The following is a 22,037-nucleotide window of genomic DNA, read 5'->3' on the forward strand; positions in this document are numbered from 1 at the left end:
GACGCCCGCAGGCGAGGCGGCGGACGGTTGGCACCAGCCACCGCGGCGCCGCCCCGGCCCGGGCCGGGCGGCCGATGGCCTTGGCCAGACGGACGGCAGCCGGCTCGCACCGGCGGCTGAAAATGCCGAAACTGCAACTCGATCGCGCTCCAGTGCCCGTTTTTGCACGGGGGGAAACCCGCGCTGCCGCGTTTTCCAATGGAACGCCCGACCGGCTTTTCGGATCGGGCAGAAGGAACAAGATGAAAGCTGGATTGATTGGACTCGGTGCCATGGGCGCACCGATGGCGCGCCACCTCAAGGAGCGTGGCCTGCTGACCGCGGTCGGCAACCGCACCCAGGCCAAGGCCGACGCGCTGGCCGCCGAACTGGGCGTCCGCGCCGCACGTTCGGGTGCCAACTTTGCCGACTGCGACGTGGTCGTGCTGTGCGTGTCGCTGGACATCGACGTACTCGAAAACGCGGCCGAGCTGGCCCAGGTGTTGCGCCCGGGCTCGCTGGTCATCGACCACTCCACCGTGTCGGTGCCCACTGCGCGCCGCGTGGCGGCAATGCTGGCCGAACACGCCATCGCCTTCCTGGACGCGCCCGTGTCCGGTGGCGCGGAAGGCGCGCGCAACGGCCAGTTGTCGGTGATGGTCGGTGGCACGGCAGCGGCGCTCGAACTCGGCCGTCCGGTCATCGACGCGTACGCCGCGCGCATCACCCACATGGGCGAAAGTGGCGCGGGTCAGGCGACCAAGTCGGTCAACCAGGTCATCGTCGCCGGCATCAACGAGGCGGTCTGCGAAGGCCTGGCGCTGGGCGAGAAGCTCGGCCTCGATCCGGCGCTGTTGCTACCGACGCTGATGGCCGGCGCGGCCGGCAACTGGTTCCTCGACAAGCGCGGCGCGACGATGCTGCGGAGCGAGTTCACGCCCGGCTTCAAGTGCGCGCACATGCTCAAGGACCTGCGCATCGTGCAGGCGGTGGCGCGCGACAGCGGCATCCGCAGCGTCACCATCGACCAGGCCGCGGCGGACTACGCCGAACTGGTCGAGCGCGGCCACGGCGACTCCGACACCTCGGCGCTGATCACCCTCAAGCGCGGCTGAGTACGGCGACCGCAATCGCCACCCGCGCGGGTGGCGTCAGCGGTCCGGTCTGCCGACGCGGCAAACTCACCTGCAAGGGTTTGATCCGCCGCAGTCTGTGAGACTCCTGCTTGCCACCGCCCCAAAAGGGCTTGTGACATCCATCAAAATCAGCCCGCAATCTGCGAGGAGCTGAACGGTGAATGATGACTTCCCGAGTTGCGCAAGAACCTATGCGACTCTGTGTTTTTACGGCGACTCCCTGGATCCGGACGCGATTACCAATGCCTTGGGCATAGGCCCGACCAGGTCAGTGCGGCGAAACGATGCACGAAAGCGGGGCAGTAAGACCATTATCGCGAAGACCGGCGCGTGGCTGCTCACATCTGATGAGCAATTGGACTCAAAAGATGTGCAATCGCATATCCGCTGGATCCTGCAGCGGGTAGCGGGGCGGCTGGGAGAGGTGACCCGTCTTCCGGAAGTGGAGACGGCCAGAATATTCTGCTTCTGGAGTTCGGTGCACGGAAATGGTGGGCCGGCCATCTCGTCGGCAACCCTGAAGTTGCTGGCGCAACATGACATTGATCTGGACTTTGATGTCTGGTTGGATCCAAGACCGTGAGGTGCGCTCGGTAGCGTCAACAAGCGAAGCGTAGCGCCGTATGCTGGATCGAAGCCCCACCCTTACCGGCGGGGCTTTTCATCTCGCCGCCGCGTCAACGCTGGGGGCTTCTCGGAACGGTGGAGCTAAGATGAAGCTGGCATGGTGGGTGTTGGCGGCACTTTGCATTGCAGCCATCTTGATAGTGAGAACCTTCGGCAACGCAGTCCTCGACAATCCCATTGTCGTGGCCGCTGTCGTGGCGCCATTCATTCTGTTCGGCCTTGTGCACCTGCTGCTCATGAAGCGCGAAATCAGTGCCCGCAAAGGATCAGGAAATCTGGCGGACAATGCAGTGCGAGTCTTCTATTGGATGGGGGCGGCCGCTTTCGCTCTGATTGCGATTGCGGTTCTGATCCAGTTGTACTCGTACGTGCAGTCAGCGTAGCTGGAGTTCAGCCGAAAATTGACCCTAATCGAAGCGCGTTGCGCCCGATGCTGGATCGAAGCCCGCCCTCAACGGCGGGGTTCTTCGTATTGCCAACGGCGTGGCCGGAATTGGAGTCCAGCACTCGCACGATGGCGCGGTGCACTGTCCGCGCGCCCCGGCAGAATCGTCGGGCTTGAGCCCGACCTACGGAATCAACGTGGGGCGGGCCCTGGCCCGCCGGATGGGGGCGCCGCGCGACCGTACGCCGGGCGAGAGCGCCGGGCTTGAGCCCGGCCTACGGAATCAATGTAGTGACGTAGGGTGGGCCCTGGCCCACCGATGGGTGCGCGCCGAGCGTTCGATCGAAGCCCAGATCAAGCCGCGGTGCGCAGTGGGAGGCGTAGCGTCAGGCGTTCGCCCGCGATGGCGCCGAGCCATGCCGCGCCCAATGTCAGCAGCAAGGCCGTAAGGCGCACTCGTAGGGCGTCAATAAGCGAAGCGCATTGCGCCGGATGTTGGGTCGAAGCCCCGTCCTCACCTGCGGGGTTTTCGACTACGGCCGTACATCGGCAAAAGCGTCGGGCTTGAGCCCGACCTACGAATCATCGTAGGGCGGGCCCAGGCCCGCCGGATCGGGCGCGACGCAAGGCCGCAAGGCGCACTCGTAGGGCGTCAATAAGCGAAGCGCATTGCGCCGGATGACGCAGCGGCTTCCTCGCAGGTCAGCCGGGCAGTTTCACCGGCCGCTTGGCTGCCAGTCGCTCGCCGATCAGGGCGCCGGCCCAGGCCATTGCGAGCGTCAGCAGCAGCGACATGCCGTTGTAGCGCAGGACCTGCCAGAACGCTCCGGCGAAGGAATCCATGTGGCGTTGCGCGGTATCGACCAGCATCGCCATCACCACCGCCGTCAGCAGCGCGGCGATCGCCAATGCGATCCAGCGGAAGCGCCTTCCGGCCAGCACGGCGCCCAGCGCCATGGCCGCGAACGTCACCACCAGACTGCCAAACGCGATCACGCCCAGCGGCGTTGATTTGGGCAGATCCAATGCCTTGCCCGACAGCAGGATGCACAGGTCGAACATCAGCATCACGATGACGGCCGCGAAGCTTCCCAATAGAACGCGCTTGTCCATGCAGTCCCCGCTTGTGGAAGCGGCGAGTCTACTGCAGCGGTCCGCCGCGCCACCGTGACCGGTGCGGCGTTGTCGCGATCCTCCGACGCAGGGTCGTTGGCGGCGGACAGGCGTTACGCCGGCGGGGGCGCCGCCGGCATTTCAGGTCGCGAGATCACGCCATCGGCGTTCGGTTTCGCCCCGTCACCGGCCGCACGGCGTGGCGCGCGGGGGATGCCGCATCACCCCCGCGGGATGAGCGCGGCGGGGGTGATGCGCGAGGTGTCAGTCGACTCGGCGGTACTCGCCGTCGTAGCTCACGCCGGTGCCGCATCCGGGGCTGGTGGCACTGACCGAGAGGCTGTCGGGCGCGAACATCAGGCGCAGCGAACACTCGCCCTGCTGGAACTGCGCACTGCCGACGCGCGGCGCGATGATGCCGTCGATGCCGGCCGTCGCGGACGCATGCTTGCCGGTGAGCCGGTACTGCGCGGTGTCGCGCGCGGCCAGCGTCAACTCGGTGCCGCTGGGATCGGGCCGGCCGCCAACGTAACGACGGTAGCGACCGGAGCTGACCAGCGACGGAGGCGCAACAGCGAGCTGCTTGTCCAGTTGTTTGAGGCGCGCGGCGTAGACCTGCTTGAGGCAGCCGGCGGCGGTGCAGGCGTCGCGCGTGCTGCGCAACCAGGCGGTCTGTTCGATCTGGACGGACGCGGCCAGGTCGCTGCGCGCCAGCACCTCGCGGTAGCGTGCGTCGAGTGCCTCGTCGAGGGCGCCGAGCGAAGGCTCGACGCAGATCGCGCGCTGGGCCCAGCTTTCGGCCTTGGCGCAGTCAAAGCTCGCGGCGTGGCCGGCAGGCGCCAGGGCGAGCAACAGGGAAAGGGTGGCGAAGCGGGGGAAGTGAGGCATCGCTGGACTCCGTTCCGTGCACCGCCGCGGCTTTGCGTGGCGATGCGGATGCGGCCGCGAAGCCGCGGGGTGGCCACGGACGTGGCCGTTGCAACCCGGTCGGAGGATGCCCGGCCGGGCCTGGGACTGTCGTGGGGACCGCCGATGCGCTGGCGGGGCCCGACGTGTGGCGTGGCGCTTACTTCACCTGGATCGCGATGCCCGGCAGGCCGCCGGCGGCGAGCTTGCCCTTGGCTTCGGACAGCTCGCCCGCACTGGCATACGGCCCCATGCGCACGCGGTAGACGGTCTTGTCGTTGATCTTGGCCGACTCGACGCGCGCGCCCAGGCCGAGCAGGGCGATCCGCGCCTTGAGTTCTTCTGCCGGGGTGGACGCCTGGAACGAGCCGGCCTGCAGCAGGTAGCGCCCCGCCTTGTCGGTGGCGGCCGCGGCGGTCGGCGTTGCGACGGTTGCCGCGGACGGGGCCGTGCTGGCGGCCGTCGTCGCGGCGGTGGCGGTGGCCGGGGTCGGGGTCGGGGAGGCGGTCGTGCCGGCGGGCCGGTTGCCCGTAGCGCCCTCGACCGGCAGCGGCAGGGCAGTGCCGGCCGTCGGCGGGATGGTGGTGGCGGCCGGGGAAGCGGTGCCGGCGGCAGGCGTCGACGCCTGGCCGTTGAGTGCGGCCAGTGCGCGTGCCCGCTCGGCGGCGGCGCGACGACGCTCCTCGGCCTGCGCGGTGGCGGCCAGCTCGGCGTCAGTCATCGGGACTTCCTTGCCCGGCAGCAGGTCGTAGAACTCGTAGTCGGTGCCCGCCTTGGGCGTTGCGGCGTCATTGGCCGCGCTGGCGGCGCGCGAAGGCTCCGGCGACGGCTCGCTGTCGTCGGCCACCAGGCCATCGTCGCCCGAGGCCGCCGGGGCCGGCTGCGCGTCGGGATTCGGGCGTGGGCGGAAGAAGCCATCGCCGTCGCCCTTGAGCAGCTTGGGCGCGGCCAGGATCACCACGATGCCGATCAGCAGGCCGGCAACGCCCCAGGCCCAGCCCGGTACCCCGCCGCCGTTGCCCTGGTTGCGTCGCGCCTGCGACTTGCCACGTCGTGCTGCCACTTACATCACCTCGGGGGCGTTCACGCCCAGAAGACCAAGACCGTTTGCGAGCACCTGGCGGGTTGCCGCGGCGAGTACCAGACGGGCATCGCGGGTCGCGGCATCGTCGACCAGGAACTGGTGGTCGTTGTAGTACGTCTGGAACGTCTGTGCCAGTTCGAGCAGGTAGCCGGCCACCTGGTGTGGCTCGAGGTCGGTGCCGGCGGCGGCGACCACGTCCGGATAGCGCAACAGGGTGGCGACCAGTTCGTGCGCCGCGCCGTCCTCCAGATCGAGCGGCTGGGCCAGCCCGTTTGCGCGGTCCAGCGTGAAGCCGCGCTCGCCGGCCTGGCGGAACACGCCGCAGATGCGCGCATGCGACAGCTGCACGTAGTAGACCGGGTTGTCGAGCGACTGGCTGCGGGCCAGGTCGATGTCGAAGGTGAGCTGCGAATCGGGCTTGCGCGCGACCAGGAACCAGCGCGTCGCATCGCGGCCGGCCTCGTCGATGAGATCGCGCAGCGTCAGGTAACTGCCGGCGCGCTTGGACAGCTTCACTTCCTCGCCACCGCGCATCACCGTGACCATCTGGTGCAGCACGTACTCCGGCCAGCCCTGCGGGATGCCGATGTTGAGGGCCTGCAGGCCGGCGCGCACGCGCGCGAGCGAGCCGTGGTGGTCGGCGCCAAGCTCGGTGATGGCGCGCTCGTAGCCGCGCTGCCACTTGCTGAGGTGATAGGCGACGTCCGGCAGGAAGTAGGTGTAACTGCCGTCGGACTTGCGCATCACGCGGTCCTTGTCGTCACCGAAGTCGGTGCTGCGCAACCACAGCGCGCCGCCTTCCTCGTAGGTGTGGCCGTTGGCGGTGAGCGCGCGCACGGTCTCCTCGACCTTGCCCTCGCTGTAGAGCGAGCTTTCGAGGAAGTACACGTCGAAGCCGACGCCGTACGCGGCCAGGTCGCCGTTCTGCTCGCGGCGCAGGTACGCCACGGCGAATCGACGGATCGCGTCGAGGTCGTCGGGATCCTTCTGCGCCACCACCGTGTGGCCGTCGACCTCGACGCTGTCACCGCGCAGGTAGGCCTGGGCGACATCGTTGATGTAATCGCCGCGGTAGCCGTCCTCGGGCCAACCGGCGTCGTCCGGGCCGCGGCCCTGGGCGCGCGCCTGCACCGAAATCGCCAGGTTGTTGATCTGCGCGCCGGCGTCGTTGTAGTAGAACTCGCGCGCCACGTCCCAGCCGTTGGCGGCCAGCACGCGACCGATGCAATCGCCGATCACCGCCGCGCGGCCGTGGCCGACGTGCAGCGGGCCGGTGGGATTGGCCGAGACGTATTCCACGCCGGCGCGGTGGCCGCGACCGGAGTCGTTGCGGCCGTATGCATCGCCCTGCGCGAACACCTCGCCGATCTGCCGGCGCCAGGTGCCTTCGGCCAGGTGGAAGTTGATGAAGCCGGGGCCGGCGATCTCGATGCGACCGAACTCGGCGCTGGCCGGCAACGCGTCGAGCAACGCCTGCGCGATCGCGCGCGGGTTGGACTTGGCCGGCTTGGCCAGCAGCATTGCGGCATTGGTGGAGAAGTCGCCCTGGACGCGGGTCTTCGGGCGTTCAATCACGAACTCGGGCGTGTCCAGGTCGGCGGGAATCGTGCCGGCGGCGCGCAGTGCGTCGATGGCCTGCGCGACCAGCGCGCGGAGAGTGGTTTTCACGGGGGCTCGGCAGGGTGTTGCGGGACCGCGCATTGTACGCGAGGGCTGGCGCGGCGCCTGAAGCGCGACGATGGAAGGCCTTTCGGGCGTCGCGGTCGCGGCGGGGATCGACCATCACCATCGACCAAAGACCGTTGGCGGCGAGCGCAACGGCCCATCGTCTGTGGCGGGAAACGCAGGCGCCGTCGGGCACGCCGACACGCTGGAGCGCTGCGGCGCCGCTCGTTGTCGGCGCGTTGTCGGCAGCGTCCCGGCGACGCCCGAGATGCGACCTGGCCGCGACCCGGTGCTACAGCCAGCCGCGTGCGGCGAGCGACACCGGCGGCCCATCGGCGATCACGAAGTGGTCGAGCAGGCGAAGGTCGACCAGCGCCAATGCGTGCTTCAGGCGCTCGGTCACGGCGCGGTCGGCGGCGCTGGGTTCGGGATTTCCGCTGGGATGGTTGTGGCCAACGATCACGGCCGCGGCGTTGTGCACCAGCGCGCGCCGCACGACTTCGCGCGGATGCACCTCGGTGCCGTCGAAGGTGCCTCGGAACAGCTCCTCGAACGCGAGCGCGCGGTGCCGGTTGTCGAGGAACAGCGCCGCGAACACCTCATGCGGCAAGCCCCGCAGCCGCTGCGCGAAGTAGCGTCCGGCCGCGGGCGGATCGCTGAGCACGATGCCGCGCTCGAGTTCGGCCGACAGGCGACGATGGCCCAGCTCGAGCGCGGCCGCCAGCGTGCAGGCCCGAGCCGGTCCGAGGCCGGGGAGTCGGGTCAGCTCGCCGGTTCCCAGCTCGAGCAACCGACGTAGCGGTCCGTGCGTGGTCAGCAGCCCGCGAGCGGTGGAAACCGCGTCTTGGCCGCGCAGGCCCGAGCCGAGGAAGATCGAGAGCAGTTCGGCGTCCGACAGCGCGGCGACACCGCGCTTGAGCAGTTTCTCGCGGGGGCGTTCGTCGGCAGGCCAGTCGTGGATGCGCATCGGGAAGGAGTGACCGCGGCGAGTGGAGGGGGCAGGCAGGGCAGCACGGGACAGCAGCGCCCCGCGAGGTTTGGGGAAGGGGCATCCGGGGCGCCAGGGTGGCCGCGATCGTGATGCCGGCGAGGCCCGCGCTACGTGCGCACGGTGCCGAACGTGATGGTCGGCCCAGCCTAACGGCGATGACGCGACTGGCGCCTCGGGACTTGCGAGGGGTTCGGGTAAGCTAACGGCCGCTTCCGCAGTAGGGATCAACCGCTCCTTCATGGCCGACAAGTCCGCCCCGCTGCATGGACAAAACCTGCTGCTTTGCGTGTGCGGCGGTATCGCCGCGTACAAGGCGGCCGAGCTGGTGCGGCGCCTGGGCGATGCCGGTGCCAAGGTGCGTGTGGCGATGACGGAAAACGCAACCCGCTTCGTCGGCACCACCACGTTCCAGGCCCTGTCCGGCGAGCCCGTCCGCACGTCGCTGTGGGACGAGGCGGCCGAAGCGGCGATGGGCCACATCGAGCTGGCCCGCTGGCCCTCCCGGATTGTCGTTGCCCCTGCCACGGCCAACATGCTCGCCAAGCTGGCGCACGGATTTGCCGACGATCTGGTCAGCACGCTGTGCCTGGCCAGCGATGCGCCGATCGCGGTGGCACCGGCGATGAACCGCCTGATGTGGGCCAACGCCGCCACCCAGGCCAATGTCGCCACCCTGCGCGATCGCGGCTTCGCGATCCTGGGTCCCGCCTCGGGTGGCCAGGCTTGCGGCGAGGTGGGCGAAGGTCGCCTGCTCGAACCCGATGCGATCGTGGCCGCCCTGGTGGCGGCCGGTGCCAGCGGAGCGTCGCGATGAGCGGCACGTCGCTGGCCGGGCTGCGGGTGGTGGTCAGCGCGGGGCCGACCTACGAGGACATCGACCCGGTCCGGTTCATCGGCAACCGCAGCAGCGGCAAGATGGGATTCGCCGTGGCCGCCGCGGCCGCGCAACGTGGCGCGCAGGTCGTGCTGGTGGCCGGGCCGGTGTCGCTGGCGACGCCCGCCGGCGTGACCCGCATCGACGTGCGTTCGGCCGCGCAGATGCACGCCGCCGTGTTTGCGCAGTTGCCGGCCGACATCTACATCGGCGCCGCCGCCGTGGCCGACTACAGCCCGCGCGAGGTCGCGACGGGCAAGATCAAGAAGCAGGCCGGTCGTGACACGCTCACCCTCGAGCTGGTGCGCACGCCCGACATCCTGGCCGAGGTTGCCGCGCATGCGTCGCGGCCGCGGCTGGTGGTCGGTTTTGCGGCCGAGACCGACAACGTCGAGGGTTACGCGCGCGGCAAACTGGCCAACAAGCGGCTCGACCTGATCGCGGCGAACCGGGTCGGCATTGCCGGAAGCGGGTTCGAGAGCGACGACAATGCGCTGACGGTGTACTGGTCCGACGGCGCCCGTGCGCTCGGCCCGGCGCCCAAGACGCAATTGGCCGACGAACTGTTCGACCTGGTCGTCGAGCGCCTGGCCGGCGCCGCCGGCAAGGAGCGCCACCCATGAATCTGGATGATCCGATGTCGCAGGGATCCGCTACTGTCCGGGGGCGCACCGCGCCGGACCGCGTCAAGGATGGATCACCATGCACCACACGCTTGAACTGAAGGTCCTCGACTCGCGCTTCGGCGGGCAATGGCCGCTTCCGGCCTACGCCACGCAGGCGAGCGCCGGGCTGGACCTGCGCGCCGCGCTCGACGCCGAACTGACCCTGGCGCCCGGTGACGCCGCGCTGGTGCCGTCGGGCCTGGCCATCCACGTCGGCGATCCCGGCATGTGCGCGGTGATCCTGCCGCGCTCGGGTCTGGGCCACAAACACGGCATCGTGCTGGGCAACGGCACGGGGCTGATCGATGCCGACTATCAGGGCCCATTGCTGATCAGCGTATGGAATCGTGGTCGCGAGGCTTTTACGATGCAGCCAGGGGATCGGATCGCGCAGCTGGTACTGCTGCCGATCATGCGGGCGACGCTGCAGGTCGTCGACGAATTTGAAAGCAGCGCGCGCGGGTCCGGTGGCTTTGGCCATACCGGCGTGCGCTGACAGGGGAATGGCGATGGATTTGAAGATGGCACGGCCGGGTATCTCAGCCGAACACCTCCGCCCGCTGCGTCCGGTGACGATCGTCGCGGGCGCGCTGGTGGCGATCTGGTTTGCCTGGTCCGGCTGGCAGCAGCATCAGGACGACTCGCGCCGCGAGGGAATCGCCGTGGCGCGCGACGACGCGGTGAACACCATCGCGGCAAGCCTGGCCAACGAGCGCAAGCTTCTGGACCGGCAGCTGTCCAACCCGGAGTTGCAGGCCGCGCTGGCTGCAGGCGACCTCGGACGGGCCGGCAACCTGCTGACCCAGGGCTGGCCCGGTGCGAAATCCGGCGTGGTACTGCGCCCGGACCTCGAACTTGCCTACGGCGAGCTGCCCAAGGGTGGCTACGGTCGGCTGGTCGCGCTGGAGGCGGCGATCGCCCACGACAAGCCGGTGGCCTGGATCGTCCGCGACAGCAGTGGCGACCACCTGAGCCTGGCCGCGCCAGTGCGCATGCCGGTGGCCGTCGGGTCTCCGGCTGCCCTGCCTGCCGCGGCTGACGGCACGGTCGTCGCCGCTTCTACCGCGGCCCCCGGTGCCGCCCCCGTGGTTGCAGATCCCGCCGCCACCGATCCCGCGTCCCCGGGCCCCACCGCGACCGGCGCGGGCGCCGTCGCCTCCGCTCCGACCGAGCCGGAAGCCACTCCCACGGCGGTTGCCACGGTGCAACTCCCGCTCAGCCGGGTCACCGACGGCCTCAACGCCGTCGACATCGGCGATGACGTCTATCTCGCCCTGCGCCAGAGCAGCGCCAGCGTGATCGAGCGCGGCGACACCGCGTTGTCCGGCGCCGCAGAGGCGCTGGCGGCCAAGGTGCCCGACAGTGACCTGCGCGTCGCTGCGGCGGTGCCCGATGTATCCGGCGGCCCATTCGGGCTGGGCGCGTATGCCTGCTATGGCATCGCGTTCCTGTTCGCGATGCTGACCCTGGTGACCTTGCGGCCACCATCGCAGCTGCGGCGTGCCGGCGCGGAGCGCGAAGAGCACCACGAACCGTCCTCCGGCCAGACCCTCACCGAGTCGCTCCAGGCGCTGCCACCGGAGGTTCCGGCCGCGCCGGTCTACGAGGTGAAGGAAGCGCGGACGGCGGCGCCGGTGGCGATCGACCGCAGCATCTTCCGCGCGTACGACATCCGCGGCGTGGTCGGCCAAAGCCTCGATGCCGGCGTTGCCGAACTGATCGGCCATGCCATCGGCTCGCTGATGCACGAAAAGGGGCTGCAGGACATCGTGGTCGGCCGTGACGGTCGCCTTTCCGGTCCGGTACTGGTCGAAAGCCTGATTGCCGGCCTGTTGAAGGCCGGGCGCCACGTCATCGACATCGGGCAGGCGCCGACGCCGCTGATCTACTTCGGCGCCTACCACCTGCGCGCCGGTTCGTGCGTCTCGGTGACCGGCAGCCACAACCCGCCCGACTACAACGGCTTCAAGATCGTGGTCGGTGGCGAGACGCTGTCGGGCGACGCGATCGTCGACCTGTACAGCCGCATCGCCGAGGACCGTCTGTACCTGGCCAGCATGCAGGGCAGCCTGGAGATGCGCGACATCGCCGAGGACTACGTGCAGCGTGTTTCGGCCGACGTGCAGATCGACCGTCCGCTGAAGGTCGTCATCGACGCCGGCAATGGCGTCGCAGGCGACCTTGCCCCGCGCGTGCTTGCCGCGATCGGCGCGGAAGTCACGCCGTTGTACTGCGACGTCGACGGCAACTTCCCCAACCACCACCCCGATCCGAGCGATCCGCACAACCTCACCGACCTGATACGCATGGTCGAGCGCCTGGATGCCGATCTCGGCGTCGCCTTCGATGGCGACGGCGACCGCCTGGGCGTGGTCACCCGCGATGGGCAGAACATCTTCCCGGACCGGTTGCTGATGCTGTTTGCGGCCGACGTGCTGGAACGCAACCCCGGCGCGATGATCATCTACGACGTCAAGTGCACTGGTCGCCTGCCGGGCCAGATCCTGCGCCACGGCGGCAGCCCGCTGATGTGGAAGACCGGACACTCGCTGATCAAGGCCAAGATGCGCGAGACCGATGCCGAACTGGCCGGCGAGATGAGCGGCCACTTCTTCTTCAAGGAGCGCTGGTACGGTTTCGACGACGGCATCTACGCCGCCGCCCGCCTGCTCGAGATCCTCGCCGCGCGTCCGCAGTCGCCCAGCGAGACGCTCAATGCGTTGCCCGACGGCGTGGCCACGGCCGAGATCAAGGTCGCAGCGCCGGGCGACGACCCGCACGCCTTCGTCGACCGCTTCGTCGCGGCGGCCAGTTTCCCGGGGGCGCGCCTGTCGACGATCGACGGACTCCGCGTCGACTTCCCTGACGGTTGGGGCCTGGTGCGCGCCTCCAACACCACCCCGGTGCTGGTGCTGCGTTTCGACGGCGACAGCCGCGAGGCCTTGCTGCGGATCCAGGACGAGTTCCGGGGCCAGCTGCTGGCCATCGAGCCGGGTCTGTCGCTGCCGTTCTGACGTCCCGCCCGGCACGCCCAGCGTGCCGGGACCTGCTTCGCGGCACCGCGATCCGCCACCGACGCCGCGTCACGCACGTGATCTGGCGGGTGGGGGCGCAAGGGGCGGATGACGCGTCGTCCGCCCCTCGCAGCGAGGGCATCCACGCGAGGCAGCCCAATCCAGGGCATCGCAACACGGCGGCGCGGCGCCGCCCACCGACGCGACGCCGGGCACCACGTTTGGGCGGCGGGGCGCCGTGGACCCAGGTCGATCGGCAGCATCGCTCGATCCGTCGTGGCGTCACTCGTGCGTCGTGACATCGCCGCATCGCAGAGCGCGCACCGCGAGCCTTCGGTGTTCCCGGTGCAGCGCGTCGTCGGGTTGTTCGCAGGTTCCAGCGCAGCCGCGCGCCCGGGAAGATCCCGCAGGCACGCCTTCAGCCGCCAGCGCCCAGCTGCTTGATCGATGCGTTGGGTTGCAACGCGCCTCGCCCGTGATCAGGTTCTGCGGCTGTCCCGTCGCCCGGACGCCGTTCGACACGGAGGTGCGTGACGCAAGGCCCGGCGGGGCGGCGCTTCGGCCTTAGCCGTCGGATCGGGACGGTGTCTTCATCGCCCGGTAGCGCTCGAGCGCGGAGTTGAACTCATCGTCGATGGCGCTTCGGTCCATGCGCTGCTGCGCCAGCACGCCCTGCTGGTGTTGCAGCAGCTGATGCTGGCCCAGGATCGACTCGGCCAGCGGGCGCGGCACCGGCTTGCCGGCGAGTTCCTCGTCGCTGGCCCGCCGCAGCAGGCTCAGCAGGCTCTGTCGCAGACCGGTGACGCCAAGCTCGGATGCCTTGACGGTTTCCTCCAGCAGCGTGATGCGGTGCTGGTAGGCCCGGCGCAGCGCGGTTTCGCTGTCGTACGACTCGGCCATCGCGTGGTCGCGGCGCTTGGCCGACTCGGCCGCCATGGCCGCCAGGCGCTCGGCGTGCGCGGCGCGTTGGGCAGCCTGGAGTTCTTCGCCCTGCAGGGCGCGACCCACGTGTGCGGTGGCGCGGCCACTCTTGACGCTGAACTCGGTGCGCGCGTGATTGACCGCGCTCGACGGCAGTGCGTCGCCGCAGACCTTCCGGCCGTTCTCGTTCCAGCAGTACAGCTTCTTGGTGGTCGACTGCGCCAGCGCCGTCGGGGCGAGGGCGAGCAACACCGTGGCTGCCAGGATCGGGGAGAGTTTGTTGAGGACGGCCATGTCGGTCACCGCTGTTATCTGGCTTAGATAACGCAAAACCCGGGCCACCTTCTGCCAAGGCGCGGTAACCTCGCCTGGCAGACGCTGTCGCGGGCGGCTCTGACCTAGCGTAAGCAGCGAAAAGTCAGCGCTGCGTGAGGCTGCCGTACGTCTCGCGGTAGGCCAGCAGGCGTTCGCGTTGCTCGGCGAAGTCGTCATTGGCACCGGTGAATTCGAGGAGGTCATGCAAGGTTGCCACAGCAATGACCGGTAGCCCCTGTTCAGCTGCGACGGTTTCTGCCGCTGAGCGTCGGGAACTGCCCGGGTCGACAGCTTCCTGGCGATCGAGCGCGATCACGATGCCGGCAACCTCGCCGCCGGCCTCGGCAATGATGGCCAATGCCTCGCGGATCGCGGTCCCGGCGGTGATCACGTCGTCGACGATCAGCACGCGCCGACCCTGCAGCGGGGCGCCGATCAGGCTGCCGCCTTCGCCGTGCGCCTTGGCTTCCTTGCGATTGAAGGCAACCGGCAGGTCGACGCCGCCGCGCGCGTACTCGCAGGCCAGCGCCGTGGCGAGCGGGATGCCCTTGTAGGCCGGTCCGAACAACAGGTCGAACTCGACGCCGGCGGCATCGATCGCGTCGGCATAGCAGCTGGCCAGCTCGGCCAGCGCCGCGCCGGAATTGAACAACCCGGCGTTGAAGAAATACGGGCTGACGCGTCCCGACTTCAGGGTGAACTCGCCAAAGCGCAGCGCCTGCGCGCGCAATGCCAGTTGCAGGAAACGGATGCGGTGATCGGTCATGCGAGAGGCTCCTCGACCGGGCGCCGGCGCGGCCGGCCACCGGGCGCTGGGTGGGGAGGGGCGGCAGTTTACTGAAAGCGCCGGCATCGGAGTCGCCGACCGTGGCGGCGGTCGGTATCCCGTGCCCGGCGCTTCCGTTAGGCTGACGCCGCCTTTGGATCACAAGAGTATTGCCTCCGGTGCGGATCATCAGCTTCAACGCCAACGGCCTGCGTTCGGCCGCAACCAAGGGATTCTTCGACTGGTTCCGTGCGCAGCAGGCCGACGTGCTGTGCGTGCAGGAAACCAAGGCGCAGGAGCACCAACTCAGCGGCCCCGCGTTCCTGCCCGACGGCTACCGCGCCTACTTTCGCGACGCGACCACGAAGAAGGGCTACAGCGGCGTGGCGATCTACAGCCGCCGCGAACCCGATGAAGTGCGCACCGCGCTGGGCTGGGCGCCGTTCGACGACGAAGGCCGCTACATCGAGGCGCGCTTCGGCAACCTCAGCGTGGTGTCGTTCTACATCCCGTCGGGATCGTCGGGCGAGCTGCGCCAGGGCTTCAAGTTCGAGGTCATGGAATGGTTGAAGCCGGTGCTCGACGAGTGGCTGGCCAGCGGTCGTGACTATGTCCTGTGCGGCGACTGGAACATCGTGCGCACCGCGCTGGACATCAAGAACTGGAAGTCCAACCAGAAGAACTCCGGTTGCCTCCCGCCCGAGCGCGACTGGCTCAACGGCATGTGCGCCGACCAGGCCGACGCGGCGGATGTCGCGCGCGGCTGCGGCTGGGTGGATGCATACCGGGCGTTGCGTCCGGACGGCCAGGATTACACCTGGTGGAGCAACCGCGGTGCGGCGCGCGCCAATGACGTGGGCTGGCGCATCGATTACCAACTGGTGACCCCGGGATTGCGCAGCCGGCTGCGGGACTGCGCGATCGAGCGCGAACAGCGCTTCTCCGACCACGCGCCGTTCACTGTCGACTACGCGCCATGACCGTGGTCGTCGACCAGCCCGGCGTGCGGCCGATGCTCGTGCGCATCCATCGCATGACGATGGTGCTGCTGCTGGGTTTTGCCTCGGGCCTGCCGCTGGCGCTGACCGGCGGCGCGATGCAGGCCTGGCTGACGCTGGAAGGCCTGGACCTGGTGACGCTGGGGTTCCTGGCGCTGATCGGCGTGCCCTACACGTTCAAGTTCCTCTGGGCACCGCTGATCGATCGGTTCGAACTGCCACTGTTCGGCCGCCGGCGCGGCTGGATCGTGGTGATCCAGCTCGCCATCGCCGGCGCGCTGATGTGGATGGCCAGCATCTCGCCCGGCAAGGCGACGGTGATGTTCGCGGTGGTCGCGGTGCTGGTGGCGTTCCTGTCGGCCTCGCTGGACATCGTCATCGACGCTTACCGCACCGACCTGCTGGCGCCCAGCGAGCGCGGCCTGGGCGGTTCGCTGTCGGTACTGGGCTACCGCCTGGCGATGGTGCTGTCGGGTGGCATCGTGCTGGTGTGGGCAGACCAGTGGGGCAGTTGGCCGCAGGTCTATCGCGTGATGGCGGGGCTGATGACGGTCAGCGCGGTGGTTTCGTTGCTTGCCTTGCCGGTGCTGCGCAATACCGCCAAGCCGCTGGCGTCGGCACCGGGGCGGGAGTTGCTGGGATTCGCCGGGCTCATCGTCGGCGTCGCCATCGGCGCCTACGCCGCACGCTGGTTGCTGATGCTGGTCGGCTTCGACGCCGACAGCCAGGACCGCTGGGCGCGCCTGGCCTTCCTGATCATGCAGATCGTCGCGGCGATGGGCCTGGGCCTGTGGATGGCCCGCCGGCTCGGCTTTGAAACCCTGAACCGCTCGCTGCAGAGCTACTTCCAGATGCCGGGCGCGTGGGCATTCCTTGCCCTGGTGGTGCTCTACAAGGTGGGCGATGCCTTCGCGCTGAGCTTGTCCACGCCGTTCCTCATCAAGGGCGTGGGCTTCAGCCAGACCGAGGTCGGCCTGGCCAACAAGTCGGTCGGCCTGCTGATGACGATCGCCGGCGCGATCTTTGGTGGCTTCGTCCTGTTGCGTGTGCGGTTGTCGCGCGCGCTGCTGGGCTTCGGCGTGCTGCAGCTCGTGTCCAACCTGGGCTACTACGCGCTGGCGGTACTGGGCGCGGGCGCCTACGGCTCGTTCCTGCTGCCGGCCTTCGACCTGTTCGTGGTCAGCGTGCCCGAACCGACACCGATGGACACCTTGCTGCTGGTGGCGTTGAGCCTGGACAACTTTGCCGGCGGCATGGGTACCGCGGCATTCGTGGCGTTGCTGATGAGTCTGTGCGGCGCACGCTTCTCGGCCACCCATTACGCGCTGCTGTCGGCGTTCGCCTCGCTCGGTCGAGTGTTCATCGGCCCGCTCGCCGGCGTGCTCGCCGAGCAGTACGGCTGGCCAACGTTCTACCTGGTGTCCCTGGCCGCCGGCGTTCCGGGGCTGTGGCTGGCCTTCCGCCTGCGCGCGGCAGTCGATGACACCCAGACGGTTCGCCCGGATGCGGCCGCTACCGCGCCCGCCTAGCAGCCCCGGCGGCACCCGCCCGGACTTCGCGGTTGCGTTGCGTTGAGCTGGCCCGCGCCGCGTGAGCGATCACGCGCGGGCGCGCCGTGGCGGCGTCCGACGGGCGTTCGCCGCCGCGCCCGTCGCTGAATGCTTGGCAGTAGGACCACCATCGGGATCACAGCCAGCCGAAGGCTTATTCGCTATTCTCCATACGATGCCGTTCCTAGCGGCGCTTCGGTCCCGCCGGACGGTACGGCATGCCGGTACGGCGGCCGATCAAGTGGAAGTGAGACAGGTAGGCGTATGACTGAAACCGTATTGCTGGACATCAATCCGATACTCCTCGAACGCGTTCGACGGATTGCCGCCACGCGCGAGTGGGGATTGCAGCACACGCTGCTGTACCTGCTCGAGCAGGGCATCTACAGCTGCGAACGGGGCAAGAGCGGACGTTTCGACGATTCCGACGCGGATGCGTTGCAGGCGGCCATCGCGGCGCTCGAGGGCATTCCCAGCAGCCCGGGGTTTTCGCTGATCGGGAAAGTCGAGGCGCCAGCCCAGGTGGTGCCCGAGAAGTTGCCCGGGTACGACGGCCCCGAGTTCCCTGATTTCCCCGAGATCCCCAAAGGCTGACGCGCCGCCTCGCGTCCTCGCCACGCCGGACTCAGGCGGCCGGATGCACCACGCCGAGCACGCGCGGTCCGCGCGCGCCGGTCACGCTGGGCACATTTCCGGGCAAGCCGGCCACGGTCTGCCGTGCCAGCCAGGCGAACGCCATCGCTTCGACGAAATCCGGATCGAGGCCGTACTGCGCAGTCGATTCGAGCGCCATGCCCTGTAGCTTCGCGGCGATGGCGGCCAGAACGCGCGAGTTGCGCACGCCACCGCCGCAGGCGATCACCCGGCGCGTCGCCGGCTGTTGCGCGCGCAACGCGTCTGCCACCGTCACGGCGGTGAGCTCGAGCAGGGTGGCCTGCACGTCGCGCGCGGATTCGTTGCCGGTCAGGCGCGATTGCAGCCAGTCGAGGTGAAACTGCTCGCGGCCGGTGCTCTTGGGCGGCGGCAGGGCGAACCACGGTTCGGCGAGGAGCCGTGCGAGCAGCGCGGCGTCGACCTCGCCGCTCGCCGCAAATGCGCCGTCCGCGTCGTAGGGCTGGCCGCTGTGGCGTTCGCACCAGGCGTCCATCAGGGCATTTGCCGGGCCGGTGTCGAAGCCGCGCACCGCGCCGCCATGCTGTGACGCCAACGCCGGCAGCAGGGTGTAGTTGGCGATCCCGCCCAGGTTGAGCACCGCGCGGTCCTCATCGGGCGCCTGCAGCAACGCGGCGTGGAAGGCCGGGACCAGCGGTGCGCCGTGACCGCCGGCGGCCACGTCGCGGCGTCGGAAATCGGCCACCGTGGCGATGCCGGAGCGCTCGGCGATCACGCCGCCGTCGCCGATCTGCCAGGAGAACGGGTGGCGGCCGTCAAGGTTGGCGCCGTCGGGGCGATGGCGCACGGTCTGGCCGTGCGAGCCGATGGCGCGGACCGCCGACGGTGCCACGTCGGCTTCGTCGAGCAACTGCGCGGTGGCCGCGGCGAACGCTTCGGCGACCTGCACGTCGAGGGTGGCCAGTTCTTCCAGCGACCGCGCATCGGCGCCTTGGCCGAGTTCCACCAGACGGCGGCGCAGCGTGTCCTGCCAGGGGTAGGTGCGGCCCAGGAGCAACTCGCAACGGGTGTCCGTCGCATCGCCGTCGTTGAAGCGCACCAGCGCGGCATCGATGCCGTCGGCGCTGGTGCCGGAAATCAGGCCGACGAACAATCCTGCTTCGGGCGTCCCGACGGGAACAGCCGATGCCGGGCCCGCGTGCGGACCCGCGCCGCCCGGCGCCACGTCAGGCCTTCGGCTTGCCGGGCCGCGCCGCGGCGCCGCGGGCGACCGGCGCGGTGTTGACCGGTGCGGCATCGGCGTAGATCACGTCCTCGACTTCGCGAATGCGCGCGAGCGCAACGCCGGTCTGGGCACGAAACTGCGACAGCGCCGCGCCGCTGAGCGGCTCCGGCGGCGGCATCGTGATCGAGAGCGGATTGCGGTGCACGCCATTGACGCGGAATTCGTAATGCAGGTGCGGGCCGGTCGACAGTCCGGAAGTACCCACATAGCCGATCACCGAACCCTGGCCAATGCGCTGGCCCTGCTTGTAGTTGCCAAAGCGCGACATGTGCCCGTAAAGCGTGGTGTAGCCGCGCCCGTGGTCGAGGATCACGGCGCGGCCGTAGCCGCCCTTCCACCCGATGAACTGCACCCGCGCATCGCCGGCGGCCATGATCGGCGTGCCGGTGGAGGCGCCGTAGTCCACGCCCATGTGACGGCGCACGGTACCCAGCACCGGATGGCGGCGCGAACCGAAGTTCGAGGTGAGGCGCGCATACGGAATCGGCATGCGGATGAAGCTCTTCTTGAGCGGGCGCCCTTCGCCGGTGAAGTACTCGGCCTTGCCGCCGCGCTCGAAACGGAAGCCGGTGTGCAACTTGCCTTCGGAGGTGAAGGTCGCAGCCAGGATCGGGCCGGTGCGCAGCAGCTCGCCTTCGCGCCAGGTCTGCTCGACCACGACGCTGAAGCGGTCCTTGGCAGTGACGTCGGAATCGAAATCGATGTCGTACTTGAAGATGTCGTCGGTCAGCGTGTTGATGTTGCTGGCGCTGAGGCCGAGCTTGCGCGCCGAGCGGAACAGCGACTTTCCGACCTCGCCGCTGATCACCACCGTCCGGGTGTCAGTCGGGCGGGTGATGACCTTTTCGCGGATCTGGTCGCCGGAAAGACTCAGCTCGATGCGGTGGCTGTCGTCGCGGTCGTAGCGGAAACCGCGCAGGCTGCCGTTGAGCGGCAGGTCAAACGCCACCTCGGTGCCCGGACGCATCCGGGTCAGCGCGCTGCGCGCGCCAGGTTGCTTGAGGATCTGCTGCATCGTCGAGGCCGGGATGCCGAGCTGCTCGAACAAGGTGCCCAGGGTCTGGCCCGCTTCGACGCGCACGACCTGCCAGTCGTTACGCTGCACGCTGCGGGTGCCGGTGTGCGGGAGCGGCGGCAGTGCGAGCGCCAGCGAGTAGCGCGGCGTGTGGGAGGTCTTGGCCGGCGTGGTGCTGAAGCCGGGGACGATCGCCGCTGCCAGCATGCCCAGGGTCGCGAACAGACTGGCCTGCACCCACTGCCGGCGCGACCAGCGGCCGTTGAATCCATCAGAGAGATGTCGTGCCAGCACCGGTCGGTGCAGAGCGGCTTCGCGCTTGGCTTTCAGGCGTTTACGCCGGTCCGAGCCGGAACTGGATACTGTCATTGATGGATCCCCCACGCGCTGGCTGTGTATGGCGCGTCACGGCGGTACCATAATCAGGTGAGGTGGGAGCGTCAAACCCTTGAGCTGAATGGGTTTTTTCTGCTCTAGTCGACTTAACCCCGCTTTAACTTCTTTTACGACGACCGTCGCATTCAGCTGCGGTCCTCCCAAGCCCAGAGTCCGTCGTGTCCGAATCCAGCCCCTCCCCAAGCGAACTGCAGCACGCCCTCGAACTGATCGGCCGCGGCGCCGACGAAATCCTCAAGCGCGATGAGCTCGAGGCCCGCCTGAAGCTCGGCCGGCCCCTGCGGATCAAGGCGGGCTTCGACCCGACTGCCCCCGACCTCCACCTGGGCCACACGGTGCTGCTGAACAAGCTGCGCCAGTTCCAGGACCTCGGTCATCAGGTGATCTTCCTGATCGGGGACTTCACCGGAATGATCGGCGACCCCACCGGCAAGAACGTCACCCGCAAGCCTCTGACCCGCGAGGACGTGCTGGCCAATGCCCAGACCTACGCCGACCAGGTGTTCAAGGTGCTGGACAAGGAGCGCACCGAGGTCCGCTTCAATAGTGAGTGGTTCGGCCGGATGACTGCCGCCGACATGATCCGCCTGGCCGCCCAGCACACGGTTGCCCGGATGCTCGAGCGCGACGACTTCGCCAAGCGCCACAAGGCCCAGCAGTCGATCGCGATCCACGAGTTCTTGTATCCGCTGGTGCAGGGCTATGACTCGGTGGCGCTCGAGTGCGACGTCGAGCTCGGCGGTACCGACCAGAAGTTCAACCTTCTTATGGGCCGCGGACTTCAGGAAAGCCACGGCCAGCCGCCGCAGATCGTGCTGACCATGCCGCTGCTGGAAGGCCTCGACGGCGTGCAAAAGATGAGCAAGTCGCTGGGCAACTACATCGGCATCAATGAGCCGGCGATCGATATCGTCACCAAGACGATGAAGATCGACGACGTGCTCATGTGGCGCTGGATCGAACTGCTGAGCTTCGAGATCGGCTCGCAGGAGGTTGAGACGCTCAAGCAGGACATCGCCAGCGGCGCACTCAATCCGCGCGACCTGAAGATGCGCCTTGCCCGCGAGCTGGCGGCGCGCTTCCAGGGCGCCGAGGCCGCCGACCAGGCGGTCGCCGGGTGGAATGCCGCGGTGCGTGGTGAAGGCGATGTCGCGACGCTGCCACTGAATGATGTCCCGGTGCCCGCCGAAGGGCTGCGCATTGCCGCGCTGCTGACCGCGGCGGGGCTGACGCCCAGCAACTCCGAGGCCAATCGCAAGCTCAAGGAAGGCGCGGTACGCGTGGATGGCGCCGTCGTGGACGACGCGCAACATCTCTATGTGCCAGGTTACGAAGGCGTGCTCGCGGTCGGAAAACGCACGTTCGCACGCGTCCGGTTGGTCGCCGCCTGAGGCGATTGCGACAAAGGCAAAACTATTTTGTTACAAGTGCTTCCCAAATCCGTTGTGCGTGTGCACAATGCGCGCCCCGCCGGGAGCTTGTGAAGGACTGGCGGGGGCGCAAAAGGCGGCAACGAAGTTAGTGCTTGACGACTGACGAAGTGGCTGTAAGATGCGCGGCCCGGTAGAGCAGTCGTGACGATGCGAAGCGGGGTGCAGCAAGGAAGTGGTTCACGGGTAGTTGACGGGACACGGAATTGCGGTAAGATGATCGGCCCGGTTGGTAGCCAGTACGGACCCCGGGGCGGCAAGAAAAAGATTCGGTTGAGGTGTTGACGGAATCGAAACTTGCTGTAAGATG

The 22,037-nt window shown here is 68.7% G+C and carries 18 protein-coding genes and 1 pseudogene; 10 read left to right on the forward strand and 9 right to left on the reverse strand.

Translation table 11 applies throughout. The features are described 5' to 3' along the window. Positions 1 to 242 precede the first annotated feature (242 nt). The 3 genes from EER27_RS11025 to EER27_RS11035 all read left to right on the forward strand — a co-directional run bounded on the left by EER27_RS11025 (position 243) and on the right by EER27_RS11035 (position 2,125). The gene (locus tag EER27_RS11025) at positions 243 to 1,094 is read left to right on the forward strand and encodes an NAD(P)-dependent oxidoreductase (protein WP_123088136.1); all 852 of its coding nucleotides are present in this window, start codon (positions 243 to 245) and stop codon (positions 1,092 to 1,094) included. Positions 1,095 to 1,272: 178 nt separating this feature from the next. Continuing rightward, the gene (locus EER27_RS11030; protein ID WP_123088137.1) at positions 1,273 to 1,698 is read left to right on the forward strand and encodes a DUF4279 domain-containing protein; all 426 of its coding nucleotides are present in this window, start codon (positions 1,273 to 1,275) and stop codon (positions 1,696 to 1,698) included. A gap of 130 nt (positions 1,699 to 1,828) precedes the next feature. Further along, positions 1,829 to 2,125, forward strand: a complete 297-nt coding sequence (locus tag EER27_RS11035; RefSeq protein WP_123088138.1) for a hypothetical protein — start codon at positions 1,829 to 1,831, stop codon at positions 2,123 to 2,125. Positions 2,126 to 2,829: 704 nt separating this feature from the next. Here EER27_RS11035 and EER27_RS11040 read toward each other — a convergent pair. From EER27_RS11040 to radC, 5 genes are all read right to left on the reverse strand, one after another. Beyond that, a complete protein-coding gene (locus EER27_RS11040) occupies positions 2,830 to 3,240 on the reverse strand; it encodes a hypothetical protein (RefSeq protein ID WP_123088139.1) in 411 nt (136 codons plus the stop codon). 264 nt (positions 3,241 to 3,504) lie between these two features. Then, on the reverse strand, positions 3,505 to 4,128 hold the full coding sequence (locus tag EER27_RS11045; RefSeq protein ID WP_148041004.1) for a lysozyme inhibitor LprI family protein: 624 nt from the start codon (positions 4,126 to 4,128) through the stop codon (positions 3,505 to 3,507). A gap of 178 nt (positions 4,129 to 4,306) precedes the next feature. Continuing rightward, the gene (locus EER27_RS11050; protein WP_123088141.1) at positions 4,307 to 5,209 is read right to left on the reverse strand and encodes an SPOR domain-containing protein; all 903 of its coding nucleotides are present in this window, start codon (positions 5,207 to 5,209) and stop codon (positions 4,307 to 4,309) included. Then, positions 5,210 to 6,898, reverse strand: a complete 1,689-nt coding sequence (gene argS / locus EER27_RS11055; RefSeq protein ID WP_123088142.1) for an arginine--tRNA ligase — start codon at positions 6,896 to 6,898, stop codon at positions 5,210 to 5,212. A 289-nt stretch (positions 6,899 to 7,187) separates the two neighbouring features. Next, positions 7,188 to 7,862, reverse strand: coding sequence for a RadC family protein (gene radC / locus EER27_RS11060; protein WP_123088143.1), 675 nt, complete (start codon positions 7,860 to 7,862; stop codon positions 7,188 to 7,190). Positions 7,863 to 8,124: 262 nt separating this feature from the next. Here radC and coaBC point away from each other — a divergent pair. The 3 genes and pseudogenes from coaBC to EER27_RS11075 all read left to right on the forward strand — a co-directional run bounded on the left by coaBC (position 8,125) and on the right by EER27_RS11075 (position 12,439). Continuing rightward, positions 8,125 to 9,383, forward strand: a pseudogene (coaBC, locus tag EER27_RS11065) (bifunctional phosphopantothenoylcysteine decarboxylase/phosphopantothenate--cysteine ligase CoaBC). A 79-nt stretch (positions 9,384 to 9,462) separates the two neighbouring features. Next, entirely contained in the window at positions 9,463 to 9,921 is a 459-nt protein-coding gene (dut, locus tag EER27_RS11070; RefSeq protein ID WP_123088144.1) for a dUTP diphosphatase, read from the forward strand. Between the two features lie 13 nt (positions 9,922 to 9,934). After that, positions 9,935 to 12,439 (forward strand): phosphomannomutase/phosphoglucomutase, encoded by a 2,505-nt coding sequence (locus tag EER27_RS11075; RefSeq protein WP_223807278.1) that lies wholly within the window; start codon positions 9,935 to 9,937, stop codon positions 12,437 to 12,439. Between the two features lie 564 nt (positions 12,440 to 13,003). Here EER27_RS11075 and EER27_RS17110 read toward each other — a convergent pair. Together EER27_RS17110 and pyrE are read right to left on the reverse strand one after the other, a co-directional pair. After that, a complete protein-coding gene (locus EER27_RS17110) occupies positions 13,004 to 13,654 on the reverse strand; it encodes a hypothetical protein (protein WP_190285747.1) in 651 nt (216 codons plus the stop codon). Positions 13,655 to 13,778: 124 nt separating this feature from the next. Continuing rightward, positions 13,779 to 14,441: an orotate phosphoribosyltransferase gene (pyrE, locus tag EER27_RS11085; RefSeq protein WP_123088145.1), complete on the reverse strand. Its 663-nt coding sequence runs from the start codon at positions 14,439 to 14,441 to the stop codon at positions 13,779 to 13,781. 179 nt (positions 14,442 to 14,620) lie between these two features. Here pyrE and EER27_RS11090 point away from each other — a divergent pair, with 179 nt between their 5' ends. From EER27_RS11090 to EER27_RS11100, 3 genes are all read left to right on the forward strand, one after another. Further along, entirely contained in the window at positions 14,621 to 15,421 is an 801-nt protein-coding gene (locus tag EER27_RS11090; protein ID WP_123088146.1) for an exodeoxyribonuclease III, read from the forward strand. Then, the gene (locus tag EER27_RS11095) at positions 15,418 to 16,968 is read left to right on the forward strand and encodes an AmpG family muropeptide MFS transporter (protein WP_123088147.1); all 1,551 of its coding nucleotides are present in this window, start codon (positions 15,418 to 15,420) and stop codon (positions 16,966 to 16,968) included. Before EER27_RS11090 ends, EER27_RS11095 begins: the two co-directional genes overlap by 4 nt. A 285-nt stretch (positions 16,969 to 17,253) precedes the next feature. Continuing rightward, the gene (locus tag EER27_RS11100; RefSeq protein ID WP_123088148.1) at positions 17,254 to 17,583 is read left to right on the forward strand and encodes a hypothetical protein; all 330 of its coding nucleotides are present in this window, start codon (positions 17,254 to 17,256) and stop codon (positions 17,581 to 17,583) included. Between the two features lie 31 nt (positions 17,584 to 17,614). Here EER27_RS11100 and EER27_RS11105 read toward each other — a convergent pair whose 3' ends face one another. Next, the gene (locus tag EER27_RS11105) at positions 17,615 to 18,754 is read right to left on the reverse strand and encodes an anhydro-N-acetylmuramic acid kinase (protein WP_223807279.1); all 1,140 of its coding nucleotides are present in this window, start codon (positions 18,752 to 18,754) and stop codon (positions 17,615 to 17,617) included. 73 nt (positions 18,755 to 18,827) lie between these two features. Next, positions 18,828 to 20,270 (reverse strand): peptidoglycan DD-metalloendopeptidase family protein, encoded by a 1,443-nt coding sequence (locus tag EER27_RS11110; RefSeq protein ID WP_123088150.1) that lies wholly within the window; start codon positions 20,268 to 20,270, stop codon positions 18,828 to 18,830. Positions 20,271 to 20,455: 185 nt separating this feature from the next. Here EER27_RS11110 and tyrS point away from each other — a divergent pair, with 185 nt between their 5' ends. Further along, positions 20,456 to 21,688, forward strand: a complete 1,233-nt coding sequence (gene tyrS / locus EER27_RS11115; RefSeq protein WP_223807280.1) for a tyrosine--tRNA ligase — start codon at positions 20,456 to 20,458, stop codon at positions 21,686 to 21,688. Positions 21,689 to 22,037: the final 349 nt, after the last annotated feature.

This window comes from Montanilutibacter psychrotolerans (assembly GCF_003719825.1).
Lineage (GTDB): Bacteria > Pseudomonadota > Gammaproteobacteria > Xanthomonadales > Xanthomonadaceae > Montanilutibacter > Montanilutibacter psychrotolerans.

What these genes read in the sequence shown, in the direction of transcription:
- EER27_RS11025 (WP_123088136.1), top strand. Translation starts at nt 243, where the DNA reads ATGAAAGCTGGATTGATTGGACTCGGTGCCATGGGCGCACCGATGGCG.
- EER27_RS11035 (WP_123088138.1), top strand. Translation starts at nt 1,829, where the DNA reads ATGAAGCTGGCATGGTGGGTGTTGGCGGCACTTTGCATTGCAGCCATC.
- EER27_RS11040 (WP_123088139.1), bottom strand. Translation starts at nt 3,240, where the DNA reads ATGGACAAGCGCGTTCTATTGGGAAGCTTCGCGGCCGTCATCGTGATG.
- EER27_RS11045 (WP_148041004.1), bottom strand. Translation starts at nt 4,128, where the DNA reads ATGCCTCACTTCCCCCGCTTCGCCACCCTTTCCCTGTTGCTCGCCCTG.
- radC (WP_123088143.1), bottom strand. Translation starts at nt 7,862, where the DNA reads ATGCGCATCCACGACTGGCCTGCCGACGAACGCCCCCGCGAGAAACTG.
- dut (WP_123088144.1), top strand. Translation starts at nt 9,463, where the DNA reads ATGCACCACACGCTTGAACTGAAGGTCCTCGACTCGCGCTTCGGCGGG.
- EER27_RS11075 (WP_223807278.1), top strand. Translation starts at nt 9,935, where the DNA reads ATGGATTTGAAGATGGCACGGCCGGGTATCTCAGCCGAACACCTCCGC.
- EER27_RS17110 (WP_190285747.1), bottom strand. Translation starts at nt 13,654, where the DNA reads ATGGCCGTCCTCAACAAACTCTCCCCGATCCTGGCAGCCACGGTGTTG.
- pyrE (WP_123088145.1), bottom strand. Translation starts at nt 14,441, where the DNA reads ATGACCGATCACCGCATCCGTTTCCTGCAACTGGCATTGCGCGCGCAG.
- EER27_RS11095 (WP_123088147.1), top strand. Translation starts at nt 15,418, where the DNA reads ATGACCGTGGTCGTCGACCAGCCCGGCGTGCGGCCGATGCTCGTGCGC.
- EER27_RS11100 (WP_123088148.1), top strand. Translation starts at nt 17,254, where the DNA reads ATGACTGAAACCGTATTGCTGGACATCAATCCGATACTCCTCGAACGC.
- EER27_RS11110 (WP_123088150.1), bottom strand. Translation starts at nt 20,270, where the DNA reads ATGACAGTATCCAGTTCCGGCTCGGACCGGCGTAAACGCCTGAAAGCC.